This is a genomic window from Allohahella marinimesophila, assembly GCF_039538005.1.
Lineage (GTDB): Bacteria > Pseudomonadota > Gammaproteobacteria > Pseudomonadales > Oleiphilaceae > Allohahella > Allohahella marinimesophila.
This window is the reverse complement of sequence record NZ_BAABBO010000012.1, coordinates 213449-232463: the sequence shown is the minus strand read 5'-3', so window position 1 is coordinate 232463 and position 19015 is coordinate 213449. Positions and strand designations below refer to the sequence as shown.

Here is a 19015-nt window from a genome sequence, read left to right as displayed (position 1 = left end):
GTTACAGCGATCAGATTTGCCGCCGCCCTCTGAATAGTTGAAAATACGCGCCTTCAAATTTTCAGGAGATCTGCCGCATGCCTTCACGTCGTGATCGCGCCAACGCAATTCGAGCTCTGAGTATGGATGCCGTTCAAAGGGCCAACTCAGGACATCCAGGCGCGCCGATGGGCATGGCCGACATCGCCGAGGTGCTCTGGAACGACTTCCTCCGGCACAATCCCTGCGACCCCACCTGGGTCAATCGTGACCGTTTCGTGCTCTCCAATGGCCACGGTTCGATGCTGCTGTACTCACTGCTGCACCTCAGCGGCTACGATGTCAGCATCGAAGACATCAAGAACTTCCGTCAGCTCCACTCCAAGACCCCGGGTCACCCCGAGCTTGGCTACACGCCTGGCGTCGAGACCACCACTGGCCCGCTGGGTCAGGGCCTTGCCAATGGCGTGGGTATGGCGATCGCTGAAAAGACGCTGGCTGCGCAGTTCAACCGCCCGGGCCACGACATCGTCAACCACCACACCTATGTCTTCATGGGTGATGGCTGCCTCATGGAAGGTATCTCGCATGAAGTCTGTTCGCTGGCTGGCACGCTCAAGCTCGGCAAGCTGATCTGCTTCTATGACGACAACGGCATTTCTATCGATGGCGAAGTCGAAGGCTGGTTTACTGACGATACGCCGAAGCGTTTCGAAGCCTACGGCTGGCATGTCGTACCGGCTGTCGATGGCCATGACGGCGAGCAGATCGCTTCAGCCATTAAAGCCGCGCAGGCAGAGGGCGACCGCCCGAGCATCATCATCTGCAAGACCAAGATCGGTTTCGGCTCGCCTAATAAGGAAGGCAAGGAATCAAGCCACGGCAGCCCGCTGGGTGATGACGAAATCATGGCGACCCGCAAGGCGCTTGGCTGGTCGGCTGATCCTTTCGTCATTCCAGACGATATCCGTCGCGAATGGGACACCAAGGGCAAGGGCCAGCGCCTGAGCGATACCTGGAAGAGCGACTACATTGCCTATCGCAATGAGCATTCGGAGCTGGCTGAAGAGCTGATGCGCCGTCTGCAGGGCGACCTGCCGCTGGATTTCGAAGCCCAGGCCGACGCTTACATTCAGCAGTGCCAGAGCAAGGGTGAGACCATTGCCAGCCGCAAGGCCTCTCAGAATGCCCTCAACGCCTACGGCGTGCTGCTGCCGGAATTGCTCGGCGGCTCCGCCGACCTTGCCGGCTCGAACAACACCATCTGGGCGAAGTATCACTCGATAGAGAAAGAGGCCGACGGCAACTATGTGCACTACGGCGTGCGCGAGTTCGGTATGTCCGCGATCATGAATGGCATCACCCTGCACGGCGGCTTCATTCCCTACGGCGCCACCTTCCTCGTGTTCATGGAATACGCGCGTAACGCGGTTCGCATGGCGGCACTGATGAAGCAGCGTGTCATCTTCGTCTATTCACACGACTCCATCGGTCTGGGCGAAGACGGCCCGACCCACCAGGGCATCGAGCAGCTGACCAACCTGCGTACCACGCCGAACCTGCACACCTGGCGCCCGGCCGACGCGGTCGAAAGCGCCGTGTGCTGGAAGCAGGCGCTGGTCCGAAACAGCGGTCCATCCGCGCTGATCTTCACCCGTCAGAACCTGCCGCACCAGGATCGTGACGATGGCCAGCTGGCGAATATCGCAGCCGGCGCCTATGTGCTCTTCGACTCGGCCAAGCCGGGGCAGGGCATCCCTGATGTCATCATCATCGCCACTGGTTCTGAAGTCGGTATTGCCATGGAAGCGGCTAACAAGCTGGCGCATGGTCCGGGGGCGCCTTATGTGCGTGTCGTCTCCATGCCCTGTGCCGAGGCCTTCATGGAGCAGGATCATGCCTACCAGGAAAGCGTGCTGCCAGCCGAGTGTCGCAAGCGAATTGCGGTCGAAGCGGGTCATGTCGACTACTGGCACAAATTTACTGGCCTGGATGGTCGCATCATCGGTATGCGCACCTTCGGTGAGTCAGCCCCTGCTGAACAGCTGTTCGAGCATTTCGGCATCACCAGCGCTGCCATCGTCGAAGCCGCCGAGGATCTGCTGGGCAGCCAGCGCTGAAAGGCGCCCGGCAGCTTCAGGCGTCCCCGCATATGCCCGTGAAGGATCTTCGCCTGGCCATCAATGGCTATGGTCGAATCGGGCAGTGCGTGCTGCGGGCCCTGTATGAATCGGGGCACCGCGAGGCCATGCAGGTGGTGGCGATCAATGATCTCGCCGCCACCGACGCTATCGCCTATCTCACCGAATACGATACCACCCACGGCCCTTTCCCCGGCGAAGTCCGCTCGACCCGATTTGCCGATGGTCAGCCTGCGCTCATCGTCAATGGCGATATGATCCAGCTGTTCGAGACTGCCGACGTGCAGCAGCTACCCTGGGCAGACCTCGAAGTTGACCTGGTGCTGGAGTGCACTGGCGTGATTCGTACACGAGCTGGCGCTGAACAGCATCTGCAGCAGGGCGCTGGCGCTGTGCTGATCTCGAATCCGGCCGAAGCCTCGGTCGATGCCACCATCGTCTATGGCGTCAACGAAAGTCAGCTCGATCGCAGTCACAGCATCGTGTCCAACGCGTCCTGCACCACGAACTGTGTGGTGCCGGTCATCGATGCCCTGGACAAGGCCTTCGGCGTTGTTCGCGGCAGTGTGACCACGGTTCACGCGGCCATGAACGATCAGCCGCTGATCGATGCCTGGCAACCGGGCGATCTTCGCAAGACCAGAAGCGGCATGGCGTCTATTGTTCCGGTCGCGACAGAACTGGCGAAAGGTATTGAACGTCTTCTACCATTGATGGCAGGGCGTTTCGTCGCCAACGCCATTCGGGTGCCGGTCATGAATGGATCGCTGATCGATCTGACGGTTCAACTGGACGCGGCAGCCGATGCTGCGGCAGTGAATGAAGTGCTGGCTACGGCTACTCAGGGGTATTGTAGGGTGCTCAGTTACACCGAGGCCCCACTGATCTCGACTGACTTCAATCACGACCCGCACAGTGCCATCATCGACGGTAGCCAGACCTGCGTCAGCGATGGGCATCATTGCAAGGTCATGATCTGGTTTGATAATGAATGGGGATTTGCGAACCGGATGCTCGACGTCGCCCGCTACTGGCTGGACGACGCCTTCCGGGCGCAGATTGAAGTAAAGAAGCTTGATGAACACACTGAAACAGACAAGGCTGATGTGGAGGGCCGGGTGCAATGAATGTGATCAAAATGGAAGATCTGGATCTGAAGGGTAAGACGCTCGTCATCCGTGAGGACCTGAACGTGCCGCTCAAGGATGGTGAAGTTCAGTCTGATGCCCGAATCCGCGCAGCACTGCCGACGATAAAGTCTGCAGTCAGCCAGGGTGCCAAAGTCATTCTGCTCTCGCATCTCGGCCGCCCGACTGAAGGTGAGCCTGAGGAACAGTACAGCCTGGCGCCAGTCGCACGATATCTCAGCAGGGACCTCGGCAAACCGGTCCGTCTGCTGAAGGATTATCTCGAGAACCGCCCCGAGCTCGAAGACGGCGAAGTCGTGCTCTGCGAAAACGTGCGCTTCAATGCCGGCGAGGGCAAGGACGATGAAGCCCTGTCACGCAAATATGCCGCCTTGGGCGATATATTCGTCATGGATGCCTTCGGCACGGCCCACCGGGCTCAGGCGTCGACTCATGGCGTGGCCAAATTCGCCCCGGTAGCCTGTGCAGGCCCACTGCTGGCCGCGGAGCTCGAGGCCCTCGAAAAGGCGCTTGACCGACCCGCGCGTCCGATGATTGCCATCGTGGCCGGCTCCAAGGTCTCGACCAAACTCGACGTACTGACCAAGCTGGCCGACATCTGCGACCAGCTCATCGTGGGCGGTGGTATTGCCAACACATTCCTGGCTGCGGCAGGGTATGAAGTCGGCAAGAGCCTCTGTGAGCACGAGTTGCTGGATACAGCAGCGGAGATTGCTCGTAAGACAAAGGTACCTTTGCCAAAAGACGTCGTCTGTGGCAAGGAATTCAGCGAGTCGGCCAAGGCTGAAACAAAGATCATCGAAGATGTCACCACCGACGACATGATTTTCGATATCGGACCACATACCCGCTCGCAGCTGTCCAACATCATTCGTGATGCCAAGACCATACTGTGGAACGGCCCGGTGGGCGTCTTCGAATTCGATCAGTTTGGTCAGGGTACTGCTGCAATTGCCAAGGCAATCGAGGCCTCGGAAGGTTTCTCGATCGCAGGTGGTGGCGATACACTGGCGGCGATCGACAAGTATGGCGTGGCTGATGGCGTCAGTTATATCTCGACGGGCGGCGGTGCCTTCCTCGAGTTTGTTGAAGGCAAAGTACTGCCGGCAGTGGCAATTCTCGAAGAACGCGCGGCGCAGAAAGATTAATACCGGCTCAACACATTCAACAGTTCCAGTTTAGGGAGACAGATTATGGCGCTGATCAGCATGAGACAGCTCCTCGACCATGCCGCCGAAAACGGTTATGGCGTACCAGCATTTAACGTCAACAACCTCGAGCAGATGCGGGCGATCATGGAGGCAGCCGATGCCACCAACAGCCCGGTGATCGTGCAGGCTTCGGCTGGCGCCCGCAAGTACGCAGGTGCGCCGTTCCTGCGCCACCTGATCCTGGCGGCCGTCGAAGAGTTTCCGCATATCCCGGTGGTCATGCACCAGGACCATGGCACCTCGCCAGCCATTTGCCAGCGCTCCATTCAATTGGGCTTTTCCTCGGTCATGATGGATGGCTCACTCAAGGAAGACGGCAAGACACCTGCTGACTACGACTACAACGTCGAAGTCACCCGTCAGGTCGTCGCCATGGCTCACGCCTGTGGTGTATCGGTTGAAGGCGAGCTCGGCTGCCTGGGTTCGCTCGAAACAGGTCAGGCCGGTGAGGAAGATGGCGTGGGTGCAGAAGGCACACTGAGCCATGAACAGATGCTGACCGATCCTGATGAAGCTGCAGACTTCGTGAAGCGCACGCAGGTCGATGCTCTGGCCATTGCCATCGGCACCAGCCACGGCGCCTACAAGTTCACCCGTCCGCCAACAGGCGACACGCTCGCGATTGGCCAGATCAAAGCCATCCACAAGCGCATCCCGAATACGCACCTGGTCATGCACGGCTCGTCATCGGTGCCGCAGGAGTGGCTGAAGATCATCAACGAGCACGGCGGCAATATCAGCGAGACCTACGGCGTGCCGGTTGAAGAGATCCAGGAAGGCATCAAGCACGGCGTGCGCAAGGTCAATATCGATACTGACCTGAGACTGGCGTCCACTGGCGCGATCCGTCGTTATTTCACTGAGCACCCGGCTGAATTCGACCCACGGAAGTATCTCGCCAAGGCGACTCTGGCGATGTCAGAAATCGTCAAGGCGCGCTACGAAGCCTTTGGCACAGCAGGCCAGGCCAGCAAGATCAAGCCTATGTCACTCGACGCCATGGCCAGCCGGTATGAAAAGGGCGAACTCGCTGCGAAGATCAACTGATCGCTTGAGCGCTAGACCGATGAGCCGCTCATGAGCTTCGACGCCGCATACCTGCGCCATAGTCTTCCGTCTCTGGCGGAGGCGGCGCAGGCTCCGACGGTCATCGAAGGCCAGTCAGGTGGGCTGGGGGACTACATCGAGCTCTACAAGCTCGACAAGTGCATCGAGCTGACCTCGGCCTATCACTGCGGCATTCTGGAAACGACCGGCTATAGTGTCGCCGTACAGGTGTTTCAGGTGGCCTCCGCCAGAGCCACAGTGACAGTGCTGCATGGCTATTTCGATCATGTTGGCCTGTATCGCCATGTCATCACTCGCTTGCTGAGCTTCGGCTTCAATGTCGTGGCTTTTGACCTGCCAGGGCATGGCTTGTCGAGTGGGGCGAGGGCGGCTGTGCGCAGCTTCGATGAGTATCGTCTGGTGTTCGATAGCGTGATCGAGCACTGTCGCCAACTGTTCCCGGCAGTGGCGGCCCTGCCGCAGTTTGCAGTCGGACAGAGCACTGGCGGCGCCATTCTGCTCGAACATCTGCTCACCAGCCTGTCGAGGACACCGTTTCAGCATTGCGTCCTCCTGGCACCGCTGGTGCGGCCCCGGGCCTGGGAGAAGGCGAAGCTACTGTTCAGTCTGATAGGACGCTATCGCGATTACTGGCCGAGGCAGTGGAATCTCAACAGTCATGATGAGAGTTTTCACAACTTCATCAAGAACTGTGATCCTCTTCAGCCGAGGCAGGTCAACGCGCGTTGGGTGGAGGCTTTGATAGACTGGATCCCGCGAACTGAAGCGGCACGACCCGGTGCGCTGGAAAGAGCCCGGCAGAACCTGCCGGGTATTACCATTCTGCAGGGCAGCGATGATGCGACGGTGGAGTGGGAGCACAACCTGCCGGTGATCGAGACACTGTTTCCCTGGGCGAGGAGCATCGTGATTCCCGACGCCCGTCACCACCTGGTTAACGAGTCTGTGCTCTACAGGGACCGCGTCTTCAACCTGATGGAAGAAGCCCTGGAGGCTTCACTCAGGCAGGCTGAACAGCAGCCGGTACGTCAATAAGCAGGACTTCACTGTCGCTATCGGCGGTGATGGTCAGGCGGCTGACATCACTGATAGCTAGTGCATCCCCCTTGCTCGCCTTCTGTCCGTTCACGTCCACGCTACCGTGCGACACGAGCAGGTAACCGAGATATTTCAGCTCGTGTTCTATCGACCGTCCCTCGGCCAGGCGACCGCCTGATATCGTCGCATCCTGATGGATGAGCAGGGCACCCTGTTCGAGATCTGCCTCGCGCCCTGATGCCAGGGGCACCAGCTTATCTTCGACCTGTGCCTCAGGAAAGACCCTCGCTTCCCAACGCGGCGCTACATTGCGCTTCGCTGGCTCGATCCAGATCTGATACAGATTGGTCGCCTCGCTTCCCCTGTTGTATTCCGAATGCGCGACTCCGGTGCCCGCACTCATGACCTGAACATCTCCCGCACCAGTGCGGCCTTCGTTACCGAGACTATCGCGATGGGTAATGCCGCCCTGGCGCACGTAGGTGATGATTTCCATATTGTTATGAGGATGCGTGCCGAAGCCGGTGCCGGCTGCGATCACATCGTCGTTCACCACGCGCAGGGTGCCAAAGCCCATACGCTCTGGGTCGTAATAATTGGCGAAACTGAAGTGGTGTCGCGCGTTGAGCCAGCCGTGGTTGGCGTGGCCAAGCGTGTCATAGCTGATGAGCTGGATCATGATCGTTCACTCCTCTCTTGGATAAGTGAATGTTATCAGCAGGCGAAAAGGAAATAATCATCTTAAAACGAACTTTATAAAGTCCATCAAGGCACTAATCAAAAGTCGCCAGTTTCTGGAATACGAGTACGCGATTGTTGGCCGGCAAGTGAATCTGCTCCTGAAATCGCAGATCATTGGCGTCGGCCAATAATTCGAGCTGCCTGATATCCGGTATGCCACCGCAGCCTTGGGCTCTGAGTGCGACATCGAACTCATGATTGCTCGCACTGTTGTGTTCGGCATTTTCCATAAATGGGCCGTAGCAGACGAGTAAACCCTGCGGTTTGAGTAGTCGGCCGGCGCTATGGAAAAAGAAGGGGAGTCGCTCGGACAGCATGATATGTAGCGTGTTGGCGGTAAATACCAGGTCGCAGCCATTCTGAAGCGAGTCAGGGACGTCTGACTCACCCACTTCGAATCCCATGGGGGGCAGAATATTCTCAAGTCCGCTGCGTTCGCAACGCTGTTCCAGTATGCCAAGATTCTCTGGTAGCTCGGTCGGCTGCCAGCGCCATTGCGGGTGGGCAGCGGCGAAAAAAGTGGCATGCTGGCCGGTGCCCGAGCCGATTTCAAAGGCATATACGGGGCCTTCGTGCAACAGGCCGGCCAGCACCTGGAGTATGGGGCGTTTGTTTCGCTCGCTCGCCTCCGAGCAGGGTAGATCATCCATGGTCAGTCAGCCTACAGTCCAAACAGTTCTGGTGAAAAGAGCAGCAGCAGAACGACGAACATCTGGATGAGTATGAAGGGCATGACGCCACGGTAGATGTCGGTCGTCCGTACTGAAGTCGGTGCTACGCCCTTGAGATAGAAGAGCGCGAAACCGAAGGGTGGTGTGAGGAAGCTGGTCTGCAGGTTCATGGCGATCAACATCGCAAACCAGACCATGCTGATGCCCAGCGCTTCAGCGACAGGCGCCAGTATGGGCACGACGATGAAGGAGATCTCGACGAAATCGACGAAGAAGCCGAGTACCAGGATGATCAGCATACTGACGAGCAGGAAGCCCCATTTCTCGCCAGGCAGGCTCAGCATCCATTCTTCCACGATCGTATCGCCGCCAGTGTAGGTGAAGGCCATGGAGAACGCAGTGGCCCCGAGCAGTATGGCGAAGATCATGGCGGTGATGCTCATGGTCTCCTTCGAGCTTTCCCAGATCATGCGGAATGAAAACTGCTGGTAGACCAGCGATAGAACAATGGCGCCAATGCCACCCAGCGCAGCCGATTCAGTCGGCGTGGCGATGCCGGTGAAGATGGAGCCGAGCACTACGAGAATCAGGGCCAGCGGTGGCAGGATGGCCATGAGGGCGCTCAGATACTGCTGGGTTTTGGTCTCGGTCGAATCGAGGTCCTGAATGGCCGGGGCGTCATCCGGATTACGCCAGCTGATGAAGAGCACATAGGCGATATAGCAGCCGACGAGAATGGCACTCGGCAGTATGGCGGCCTGGAAGAGATCGCCCACCGGAATGCCGAGCACGTCACCAAGTATGATGAGAATGATCGACGGTGGGACGATCTGACCCATGGTGCCGGAGGCGCAGATGACGCCGGTGGCCAGGCCCTTGTCGTAGCCGTACTTGAGCATCACCGGCAGGGAGATGAGTCCCATGGCCACCACGCTGGCCCCGACTACACCCGTCGAGGCGGCCAGCAGGGCGCCGACCAGGATGGTCGCGATGGCCAGCCCACCACGTACACCACCGAACAGTTTGCCCATGGCTTCGAGCAGCTGTTCTGCCAGCTTCGTTTTCTGCAGGACGAGGCCCATGAAAATAAAGAGGGGAATGGCCATCAGCAGGGTGTTCTGCATGATGCTCTGTATGCGATAGGGCATGAAGGCGAACAGCTCGACACCTTCCGAAAACACACCAAACAGCAGCGCAACGCCGCCGAAGGTAAAGGCTACTGGAAAGCCAAGCAGCAGTAAAAATAGCGCGACGACGAACATGATCAGGCCGACCATTACAGCAGCGCTCCTTTTTTCGGTGAGGCGCTCTGCGCGGCCGTTGGTTCGGAGTAATGCGCGCGCCCTGCCAGCACAAGTATCGCGTGCGTGATCATGCCCACGCCGGACAGGGCCAGCAGGCCAGCGGAGATGGGAATGAGACTCTTGATGATCCAGCGATGGGTGAGGCCGCCCGGGTCTCCACTGGTTTCACCGATGGACCAGGCATTTTCGGTGAAGCCCACACCATACCAGAGTATGAGTATGGCGAAGGGCAACAGGAAAACGATGGCGCCAAACAGATTGATAATGGCTTTGCTTCGATCACTGGCGCGTTCATAGAATACATCGACGCGCACGTGACCATCTGTCTGCACCGCGTAGGGAATAGCCAACAGGAAGGCTGCCGAAAGCAGATGCCACTCGAGCTCCTGCATGCCTACGGACACCGAGTCGAAGGCGTAACGGGCGCTCACATCGTAGGTGACGTTGAGCAGCATGGCGATGAAGAGTACTGCGGCGAGAACGCCGCATAAGTTACTAATGGCCGCGAGGCCGCGATCCACTTTTTCGAGCATCTGTTTCGGTATCCTTACTCGGCTTTGGCTTCTTCCTGGCTCTTCAGATAGGCGAAGTCAGATATTTCTGTCCAGCCTCGCGCCTTTCGCAGAAATTCTGCCTGGGATTCCTGGATCTTCTTGGCCATCGGGTTGTTTTTGGCTTCTTCTTCCAGCAGTTCCTGGTTGGCCTGGCGCATGGCCTCCATGACTTCAGGTGGGAAGGTCTTGATCTTCACCTCCGGGTATTCTTCCTGGATGCTGGCCCAGCTTTCGGCGCTCTCGGCATAGGAGTGCACGTACATGTTGTAGGCTGCCTCGCGCATGGCGATCTTCAGGATGGCCTGCAGGTCTTCCGGCAGCTTGTCCATCGCCTGCTTGTTGATGAGGAACTGCAGCTCTGTCGCAGGCTCATGCCAGCCGGTATAGTAGTAGGGCGCAATCTTCTGGAAGCCCATACGCAGATCAAGGGCTGGGCCAACCCATTCAAGTGCATCAATGGTGCCACGTTCCAGCGAGGTATAGAGTTCGCCGGGGGCAATATTGGTCACGCTCACACCGAGCTTGGCCAGCACTTCGCCAGCGAAACCGGGGATGCGCATCTTCAGGCCCTTGAGGTCTTCGACCGAATTGATCTCCTTCTGGAACCAGCCACCCATTTGATTGCTGGTATTGCCGCCGGGAAACGACAGCACGCCGTGCTCGTCGTAGACTTCCTGCATGAGCTTCATGCCATCGCCATAATAGAACCAGGCGTACTGTTCAGGCGCGATCATGCCGAAGGGCATGGTGGTGAAATACATCGACGTCGGAATCTTGCCTTTCCAGTAGTAAGACGCGGAGTGGCCCATGTCGTACTGACCAGACTTCACCATGTCGAATACGCCGAAGGGCGATTTGTGCTTGTTCGCGGAATCGATCTTGATGGTCAGCCTACCGCCCGACATCTTTTCGACATTTTCGGCGAGCCGTTGTGGCGTGTCGCCAAAGATCGGGAAGTTTGGTTGCCAGGTTTCGGCGAGCTTGAGTTCGAACTTCTCGCCGTTTGTATTCTGAACTGCAGCGGCGTCGGAAGATGATGCTGACTCGGTGCTCTTGTCGTTGCAAGCCAGCAGGAGACCAAACATTGAAATGCAGGTCATCTGTGCGATTTTGCGAGCGAGTGTGCCCGACAGTGCGGGTGCTGAAAACGGGATAGGGTTCATGAGAGTCCGTGCCTTATTATTGTTGATACGGTGCAGCAAACCTGCGCCATTCAACAGTATACCAGCCGTGTTGCGAGATAAAGCATGAGTTGTCACGAGAGCAGGGCTTGCAGCCTGTCGGCAAACCCCGTTTACTGGCGTCATCGATTATTCAAGGCAGGGAGTTGATGAAAATAGGGATCATAGGCAGTGGTATAGCGGGGCTGAGTGCCGCGTGGCTACTGGGGCGAACTCACGAAGTCACCTTGTTCGAGCGCCACGCTCGTCCAGGCATGGGCGCCTTCAATTTACAGTACAGCGAAGCTGGCATCGACGCGACAATAGATGTTCCACTGCGCGCCTTCAACGATGGCTACTACGAAAACCTGACGGCGCTTTACGCCATGATCGGTGTCGAGACCAGCCATGCGGATCATTCGGCCGGCTTCAGCATGAAAGGTGCTACCAGCGATTTTCTCAGCTATCGCTATCTTGGGTGGCGAAAATCTGCATTCCCCATGATGGATAATTTGCGCAGTCTCGGTCTGTCGTCACTATTGATTGCCAAGGACATGGCGGTGTTTCAGCTTGTCGCGCCGAGAGACCTTGCAGCAGGCCGGGCAGATGATATGACAGTGCTGGACTATCTTGAAACCGCTGGTTATTCACGGGTGTTCATCGACAGGCTCATGTTGCCAACGCTGGCAGCCATTGGTACCTGCACTTACGAAGCAGCAGCGGCCTATCCGGCCGCGCTGGTGATAAAGTTCTATGCCGGTGGCCTACTGTTCAACAATATCTGGCGGGCCCAACACGGTGCAGATGATGCCATCGACCGTATGCTGGCCAACAGTCGGGACATCCGCTGTAACACCAGTGTCACCCGCGTAGAGAGTTCGGAAGATGGCAGCGGCGTGCAGGTCGACTTCGATGGCGGCTCAGCGCAGTTCGATCACGTGGTCATCGCCAGCCAGGCCAATCAGGCGCGTGAGCTGGTCGCTCATGAGGAAGCCGAGGCCAGCGCACTTCTCAGCAAGATCGACTATCAGGCCAGTGAGCTCGTGGTGCATAGCGATCCGAAATTCGCTCCGGCACGAGGTCGTTCGACGGCACCGCTGCAGTTTCTGCTCGACCCGCTGGCCGACAAGCCGATGGCCAGTATCCAGTTGAATCATCTCTATCCGCAGCTGAAAAAGGCGCGACCGATCTTCCAGACCTGGAATCCGCTGGTGCAGCCTGATGAAGATTACGTGCTTGGACGCGCCATGTTCGAGCGGCCAGTGGTGACGCTTGAGAGCCTCGCTGCCCTGAAGTCGCTGGCACAACTGCATCAGCAGCCGGGGCGTCGCATCTGGTACTGCGGCTCCTACGCGGTACCCGGCATACCCCTGCAGGAAAGCGGTGTGCAATCTGCGATGGTCATCGCTGCTAGGCTAGACTGTCCCGCGCCCTGGCTGGTGGCTGCGGCCGAAGAGCGGGCGGCATAGCGCTGTAACACCAAAGGCAGGACGTATGGCTGGGCGCATGAAGACCTTGAGGCTTATTCTGGGTGATCAACTCAATCACCACCATAGCTGGTTCAGGGATGACCCGGGTGAGGTGCTGTATGTGTTCATGGAGATGCGGCAGGAAACCGACTATGTGCTTCACCATATCCAGAAGGTCGTGGGTTTCTTCTGTGCAATGCAGAATTTTGCTCAATACCTGAAAGAACGCGAACACCAGGTCATCTATCTCGGCATCAACGACAGGAAGAACAAGCAGACCTTGCCCGAGAACCTGAACGGGTTGCTGTCAGAATACGAGATCGGGAAATTTGAATACCAGCTGCCCGATGAATACCGGCTCGATGTTCAGCTCAGGGATTTCTGCAAAACATTATCCATAGACTCTGAGGCTTTCGATACCGAACATTTCCTCACCTCCAGAGATGATCTCGCCAGGTTCTACGAAGGGAAGCAGCAGATGACCATGGAGTATTTCTACCGCGACATGCGCAGGAAATATGACGTGCTCATGGTCAATGACGCCGACCCCGAAGGCGGACAATGGAATTTCGACGCCGCCAACCGCAGAAAATGGTCCGGCAAACCTGAAATTCCCCACGAGCGAGGCTTCAGAAAGGACGTTTCAGGTATTCTCAATGAGATAAGACAGGCCGGGATCAAGAGCTTTGGGCAAATTGAGGAGACCAGTTTTCACTGGCCAACAAGCCGGGAAGATTCACTGTCGGTACTGAATTACTTCTGCAAGCACCTGCTCGTGCATTTTGGCGACTTCCAGGATGCCCTGCATACCGAGCAGGCCTATCTGTTTCATTCCCGCTTATCCTTTGCCTTGAATACCAAGATGCTCAGCCCGAAAGAGGTAATACAGGCTGTTGTCGACTACTGGAGAGCGCATAAGGACGAGATTGATATCTCCCAGGTGGAAGGTTTTGTGAGGCAGATTCTGGGCTGGCGCGAATACATGCGGGGCATTTACTGGAAAGAAATGCCGGGGTACAAGCGCAGCAACAAGCTGGACAACCAGAACGAGTTGCCTGCCTTCTACTGGAGTGGCGATACAAAAATGAATTGCCTGAAGCACAGCATCAGGCAAAGTCTGAACAATGCCTATGCACATCATATCCAGCGGCTGATGATTACAGGCAATTACGCGCTACTGACCCAGACTCACCCCGATGAAGTGGATGCCTGGTATCTGGGTATTTATATCGACGCGCTGGAATGGGTGGAAATCACCAACACGCGTGGCATGAGCCAGTTTGCCGATGGCGGTATTGTGGCTACGAAGCCCTATGTCTCCAGTGGGTCGTATATCAACAAGATGAGCAACTATTGTAAGGAATGCACTTACAAGGTGAAGGACAAGACTGGCGAACTTTCCTGTCCGTTCAATAGCCTGTACTGGAATTTCCTGGATGAGAAGCGTGAGTTTTTCAAGCACAACAGGAGGATGACGATGATGTTGAAAATGCTGGATGAAAAATCTGGGGATGAGCTGGACAAGATCAAAAGGCGGGCGGCGGACATCATAGCCAACCCTCAGAAATTCTGACATCCCGACCAACGCCCACAACAATAAGGAATCAACAACACCATGAATAACGTTTCAGAATCCTTGAAGGACAGGACGATCGTCATAACCGGCGGAAGCCGCGGCATTGGTCGCGAGATGGCGCTCAGGTTCGCTGCCGACGGCGCCAATATCGTCATAGCCGCGAAGTCAGCCGAGCCGCATCCCAAGTTGCCGGGCACCATACATTCCGTTGCAGATGAGGTTCGTGAGGCAGGTGGTCAGGCCCTTGCGGTGCAGGTCGACGTTCGCGACGAGCAGCAGATCCGGGACATGGTCGAAGAAGCCGTCGACACCTTTGGCGGTATCGATGGGCTGATCAACAATGCAGGCGCCATCAAACTGGCTACTGCCGAGTCCTTACCCCTCAAGCGCTTCGACCTGATGTACCAGATCAACACCAGAGCCGTGCTGGCCTGCACCCAGGCCTGTCTGCCGCATCTGAAGAAGTCCCATTGCGGCCACATTCTCAATCTCTCCCCACCGGTCAATCTGAACCCGAAATGGTTCGAGAATTTTGGGCCCTATACGATTACCAAATATGGTATGTCCATGCTCACGATGAGTCTCGCGGCTGAACTCAAGCGTTATGGCATTGCAGTTAACTCGCTGTGGCCGCAAACGCTGATTTCGACCGCCGCCGTGGAGTTTGAAGCGGGCGGTGAAGCTGCACTGCAGAAGGGAAGGAAGCCGGCGATCATGGCTGATGCGGCGTATGCCATCCTCAGCGTGCCGCACTGCAGTCTCACAGGACAGTGGCTGGTTGATGAACCCTTTCTGAAAACGGAAGGCGTGGACGATTTCGAGGGCTATCGTTATGACGAAAGCTTTGATGGTCAGCTGATGAAGGATCTGTTTCTGGACTGATGGAAAAGCCGGCAGCCCGTGGCTGCCGGCTTGACGGGTTCGTCAGGACTGCTCGCTGGCGTCCCTCAACTTCACTACGGAGTTTGCCGAGATCTCCCGCTTTGAGAAGAACTCGTCATCCACTTCACCGTAGACATAGACACTATCGCCTTTCTCGATTGGCTCGCCATACTGCTTGTCCAGCGGGTTATACATCATGTCCGCCGTATCGATGGTCATCGTCTTGCCGTTGCTCTCCACGGTCAGTACCGCCCGGTCACCTTCCTGGAAGGTCGGGAGTGGTTTCGTATCGGCAAGGGCCGTACTTACGCTCATGGTCAGTACAGTTGCCGTAAAAACAGATTTGATACCAAAGTCGTTCATATCGTGTTCCTCACTGTTTGAAGTCGATGGTTTATTTATTGCGTTCATGGAAGCCCAGGACATCCTTCATGGCCTTTCTTGAACGGTACTGGAGGCGTGCCAGCCGTCGTCAGGCTGGAACCGTGGGCCAGCCGTCTCCTTCAGTGTCTGCAGCCGCGTCCTGATATTGTCGTAGCCGCGAGATCTGGCGTAGTGCATTGGGCCGCCGCGGAAAGGCGCGAAGCCAGTGCCGAATATCATGGCGCCATCGAGCACGTCGGCGCTGTCTATGACCTCATCGGTCAGGCAGGTCATGCAGGCGTTCAGCATCGGCAGAATGAGCCGGTCCAGCGTATCGTCTGGCGCTTTCGAACCGCTGCTTTTCTTCTGTGCTTCGCCGTCCTTCCATTTATAGAAGCCTTCGCCCGTTTTCTTGCCGAGCTTGCCATCGTCGACCTTTTCCCTGAACCACCCTGGAAACTCGGGTATCGGAACATCTAGTTTCTCACCCAGCATTTCGCCTACCGACAGGCAGATATCCAGGCCGACCTGATCGGCGAGTTCGACCGGTCCCATCGGCATGCCAAAGTCTTCGGCGACCTTATCAATGGCCTTCGGATCCACACCCTCGTCCACCATGAGTACTGCTTCGAGCAGGTAGGGCATGAGGGCCCGGTTGACCAGGAATCCGGGGGAACTGCGGACCGGGGCTGGCAGGCGGTCAATCTGACCTACAAATCGATGTGCCCGGTCCAGCGTCTCCTCACTGACACCCTCGTGTTTCACGATTTCCACGAGCTGCATCTTTGCCACTGGATTGAAGAAATGCAGACCGACGAAACGCTCCGGCCGCTTCAGTGAGCCAGCGAGTTCGTCGAGTGGAATACTGGAGGTATTGGTCGCGAGTAGTGCGCCTGCCTTCATCCGTGGTTCGGCATCCTGGTAGACCTTCAGCTTGATATCGGCTTTCTCGGGTACAGCCTCTATGACCAGGTCGGCCTGGCGAACACCATCGTTGGCGAAGTCGGGTATGAGCCTATCCATAACTGCTCGTTCTTCCCGGTCAGAGAGGTGCTTCTTCTGACACAGCTTTCGCGCATCCCGCACCGCTTTCACGATTGCTTCGCCTTCCATATCGTAGAGGCTGGCTTTCAGACCCTTAAAGGCACACCAGCCGGCGATATCACCGCCCATGGCGCCTGCACCGATCACGTGTACATGGCGAATTTTATCGGCATCCTTGCGAGTAAGGGATTTCATCTCCTCCCTTAGGAAGAACACCCTGACGAGGTTCTTTGACGCAGGGCTCGTGAGCAGCGTGGCGAAGGAAGCAATCTCCTTCTGTCGCATGGCTTCTGCGTCATTGCCGTAGTTTTCCCACAGATCGATCAGGGCACCCGGGGCGGGGTAGTGTTCCGGCGGCGCTTTCTCGGCCGCCTTGCTGCGCATCTGTCGAGCTTCGAACTTGCGTGCTATCGTCGAGGTGAGAACGCGTTCCTTGAACGAGGTATCATTCGCTTCGACCCTGCCCTTGATGGCGGCTTGTGCGGCTGCGGCGATATGGCGTTCTTCCACCACATCGTCCACAAGACCTGCTGACTTCGCCCGACCGGCATCCAGCGTCTTGCCAGTCAGCATCATCGTCATTGCCTGCATCGGATCGATGAGATGAGTGAGGCGGGCCGTCCCGCCGAGGCCTGGGTGCAGCCCCAGCTGAACTTCCGGAAAACCCATTTTGGCGCCTGGAGCAGCCAGGCGATATTTGCAGCAGAGCGCAAGCTCGAGCCCGCCGCCGAGGCACTGTCCATGGATGACTGCAACCGTAGGGTAGGGCAGCGCGGCGAGCCGATCCACAATCTGATGTGCTTCAGTGAGGCGATCCCTGACAATGGCTTCGTTCTCGATATCAGCAAATTCATGGATATCCGCACCCATGCAGAAGCCATTTGCCTTCAGTGAACGGATGATGAGCCCTTTTGGGGGTGTCTGGTCCAGCTGTTCGAGAACGGCGCCCAGCTCCTGGATCACTGCCTGAGACAGCGTATTTGCGCTGCTGTCTGCTTTGTCCAGAAACAGCCAGGCTACGTCATCCTGGCGTGCCAGTGTCCAGTGGCTGAAGGCCTTTGAAGCCTTGGCGGTGCCGGTTCCATTCAGTGGCCCTGTCTCCATCTCGCGTTTCTTGTTCTGTAACGACTGCAGTATTTGTCCAGTCATCATCTGTCCTCCATGAAATCGTGGATTAAACGGCCTGCAGGAGCATTGCGCCGGACTGCCCACCGCCGATGCACTCGCTGGCGACGCCCTGCTTCACCTGCTTGCGTTGCATTGCATTGGCGAGGTGCAGAACGATCCGGTTGCCGCTCGCCCCCACCGGATGACCGAGGCTGACAGCACCACCGTCGATATTGAGGCGGGATTCATCTATCCGGCCCAGCGAGGAGCCCTGGGTCGTTGCCGCTTGCATGAAAGCGTCGTCGTCCCAGGCCCTGAGACAGCCAAGAACCTGCGCCGCAAAGGCCTCGTTGAGCTCCCAGAGATCTATGTCCTGCAGCTGCCGGTTCTGACGCTTGAGCATCTCGGTCACGGCGATCACCGGTGCCAGCCCCATGATCTTGGGATCAAGCGCAGACCATTGTGAGTCGACAATCTGCGCCTTCGGCGTCAGCTTGAGCTTCTCGACCATTTTTTCAGAGGCCAGAATCGTCCAGCAGGCGCCGTCGGTGACCTGGGAACTGTTTCCCGCCGTCACCTGACCATATGGTGGCTCGAATACCGGCTTCAGGCTTGCCAGCTGCTCTACCGTGGTGTCCGGTCGAACACCATCGTCCCTATCGAAGCATTCGCCGTCGCGTGAGATGATGGTCACCACTTCGTCATCAAGCCAGCCTTCGTCCTGTGCTTTAGCGAGTCGATGATGGCTGCGTACTGCATACTCGTCAGCCTGCTCCCGCGTGATGTTGAAGAGTTGCGCGACCACTTCGGCTGTCTGCCCCATACTCAAGCCGACGATCGGGTCTGTCAGCCCGCTCTTCAGCGAAATCTCGGGTATCAGGAATGCGCTGTCGAACTCCCGAAGCTGTTTCACGTAAGCCGCCGGTGAGCTTTGCTGGCGAAGACTGGCAAACCACTCCACGGCTTCAGGCTTGAGTACCATGGGCGCCTGACTGAGGGCTTCAGTGCCGCCGGCGAGAATGAGATCCGCCGAGCCGTCCTGTATATAGCGATAGGCCGTATCGATGGACTGCATGCCTGAGCCGCAGTTTATCTGCACCGTGAAGGCTTTCATGTCATCACCCATTCCCAGTCGCAGGGCAGCGATTCTGGCAGGATTCATTTCATCAGGCAGAACATTCACACAGCCCAGGATGACCTGGTCGAAAAGATCAGGCGAAAAGTTCTGGCGTAGCAGGAGCGGTCGGCCGCACTGCACCGCAAGGTCGACAGGTGAAAATGGACCCGGTCTTCCGTGGGCCTTGAGGAATGGTGTTCTTGCACCATCTATGACGTAGACGGGATTGCTCATAGGCATGCCTCCCTGGCAGGTTGAAAAATGGTAAACCTGAACAGCACGACTCATGCAAAGCACCGACCATATTGAGAATGCTCATCCAGATGCAGCAAATATGTATTTATGCCGCTAAATATGGCGTTAAGGTGGTCGTGCCAGTGTAAGGCTTGCTTTTATTTTGTAAAAAAGTATATGTGGTGCTTTTTTTTGGGCAGGAACAGCG

Annotated in this window: 16 protein-coding genes; 8 read left to right on the top strand and 8 right to left on the bottom strand. The window is 57.1% G+C overall.

What is annotated here, in order from left to right; all coding sequences use genetic code 11:
* Positions 1–77 precede the first annotated feature (77 nt).
* The 5 genes from tkt to ABD735_RS14870 are packed head-to-tail and all read left to right on the top strand — an operon-like array spanning position 78 to position 6582.
* Positions 78–2099 carry a transketolase gene (gene tkt / locus ABD735_RS14890; protein WP_344807802.1) on the top strand — a complete coding sequence of 674 codons (2022 nt, stop codon included), beginning with the start codon at positions 78–80 and terminating at the stop codon, positions 2097–2099.
* A gap of 32 nt (positions 2100–2131) precedes the next feature.
* Positions 2132–3247 carry a type I glyceraldehyde-3-phosphate dehydrogenase gene (locus tag ABD735_RS14885; RefSeq protein WP_344807800.1) on the top strand — a complete coding sequence of 372 codons (1116 nt, stop codon included), beginning with the start codon at positions 2132–2134 and terminating at the stop codon, positions 3245–3247.
* The gene (locus tag ABD735_RS14880) at positions 3244–4416 is read left to right on the top strand and encodes a phosphoglycerate kinase (protein ID WP_344807798.1); all 1173 of its coding nucleotides are present in this window, start codon (positions 3244–3246) and stop codon (positions 4414–4416) included. Before ABD735_RS14885 ends, ABD735_RS14880 begins: the two co-directional genes overlap by 4 nt.
* Before the next feature lie 45 nt (positions 4417–4461).
* Positions 4462–5526 carry a class II fructose-bisphosphate aldolase gene (gene fba, locus ABD735_RS14875; RefSeq protein ID WP_344807796.1) on the top strand — a complete coding sequence of 355 codons (1065 nt, stop codon included), beginning with the start codon at positions 4462–4464 and terminating at the stop codon, positions 5524–5526.
* Positions 5527–5556: 30 nt separating this feature from the next.
* Positions 5557–6582, top strand: a complete 1026-nt coding sequence (locus ABD735_RS14870) for an alpha/beta hydrolase (RefSeq protein WP_344807794.1) — start codon at positions 5557–5559, stop codon at positions 6580–6582.
* On the opposite strand, the gene ABD735_RS14865 is transcribed toward ABD735_RS14870, so the two are convergent.
* The 5 genes from ABD735_RS14865 to ABD735_RS14845 all read right to left on the bottom strand — a co-directional run bounded on the left by ABD735_RS14865 (position 6548) and on the right by ABD735_RS14845 (position 11018).
* Positions 6548–7264, bottom strand: coding sequence for a pirin family protein (locus tag ABD735_RS14865; RefSeq protein WP_344807792.1), 717 nt, complete (start codon positions 7262–7264; stop codon positions 6548–6550). The two genes, ABD735_RS14870 and ABD735_RS14865, sit on opposite strands and share 35 nt — an antisense overlap.
* A gap of 94 nt (positions 7265–7358) precedes the next feature.
* Complete coding sequence (locus ABD735_RS14860; RefSeq protein WP_344807790.1) at positions 7359–7976, bottom strand: DUF938 domain-containing protein; 618 nt, start codon at positions 7974–7976, stop codon at positions 7359–7361.
* Positions 7977–7987: 11 nt separating this feature from the next.
* Positions 7988–9274, bottom strand: coding sequence for a TRAP transporter large permease (locus tag ABD735_RS14855; RefSeq protein ID WP_344807789.1), 1287 nt, complete (start codon positions 9272–9274; stop codon positions 7988–7990).
* Positions 9274–9834, bottom strand: coding sequence for a TRAP transporter small permease subunit (locus ABD735_RS14850; protein WP_344807787.1), 561 nt, complete (start codon positions 9832–9834; stop codon positions 9274–9276). The genes ABD735_RS14855 and ABD735_RS14850 overlap by 1 nt, the downstream gene beginning before the upstream one ends.
* Before the next feature lie 14 nt (positions 9835–9848).
* Positions 9849–11018: a TRAP transporter substrate-binding protein gene (locus tag ABD735_RS14845; protein WP_344807785.1), complete on the bottom strand. Its 1170-nt coding sequence runs from the start codon at positions 11016–11018 to the stop codon at positions 9849–9851.
* A gap of 167 nt (positions 11019–11185) precedes the next feature.
* Here ABD735_RS14845 and ABD735_RS14840 point away from each other — a divergent pair, with 167 nt between their 5' ends.
* From ABD735_RS14840 to ABD735_RS14830, 3 genes are read left to right on the top strand one after another with little or no spacing between them, the layout of a single operon-like run.
* Positions 11186–12484 (top strand): FAD-dependent oxidoreductase, encoded by a 1299-nt coding sequence (locus tag ABD735_RS14840; protein WP_344807782.1) that lies wholly within the window; start codon positions 11186–11188, stop codon positions 12482–12484.
* A 25-nt stretch (positions 12485–12509) separates the two neighbouring features.
* Positions 12510–14057 carry a cryptochrome/photolyase family protein gene (locus ABD735_RS14835; RefSeq protein ID WP_344807780.1) on the top strand — a complete coding sequence of 516 codons (1548 nt, stop codon included), beginning with the start codon at positions 12510–12512 and terminating at the stop codon, positions 14055–14057.
* Positions 14058–14099: 42 nt separating this feature from the next.
* On the top strand, positions 14100–14942 hold the full coding sequence (locus ABD735_RS14830; RefSeq protein WP_344807778.1) for an SDR family oxidoreductase: 843 nt from the start codon (positions 14100–14102) through the stop codon (positions 14940–14942).
* Positions 14943–14984: 42 nt separating this feature from the next.
* On the opposite strand, the gene ABD735_RS14825 is transcribed toward ABD735_RS14830, so the two are convergent.
* The 3 genes from ABD735_RS14825 to ABD735_RS14815 all read right to left on the bottom strand — a co-directional run bounded on the left by ABD735_RS14825 (position 14985) and on the right by ABD735_RS14815 (position 18807).
* Complete coding sequence (locus tag ABD735_RS14825; RefSeq protein ID WP_344807776.1) at positions 14985–15305, bottom strand: OB-fold nucleic acid binding domain-containing protein; 321 nt, start codon at positions 15303–15305, stop codon at positions 14985–14987.
* A gap of 66 nt (positions 15306–15371) precedes the next feature.
* Positions 15372–17501: a 3-hydroxyacyl-CoA dehydrogenase NAD-binding domain-containing protein gene (locus tag ABD735_RS14820; protein ID WP_344807774.1), complete on the bottom strand. Its 2130-nt coding sequence runs from the start codon at positions 17499–17501 to the stop codon at positions 15372–15374.
* A gap of 22 nt (positions 17502–17523) precedes the next feature.
* Positions 17524–18807 carry an acetyl-CoA C-acetyltransferase gene (locus tag ABD735_RS14815; RefSeq protein WP_344807772.1) on the bottom strand — a complete coding sequence of 428 codons (1284 nt, stop codon included), beginning with the start codon at positions 18805–18807 and terminating at the stop codon, positions 17524–17526.
* Between the last annotated feature and the right edge of the window lie 208 nt (positions 18808–19015).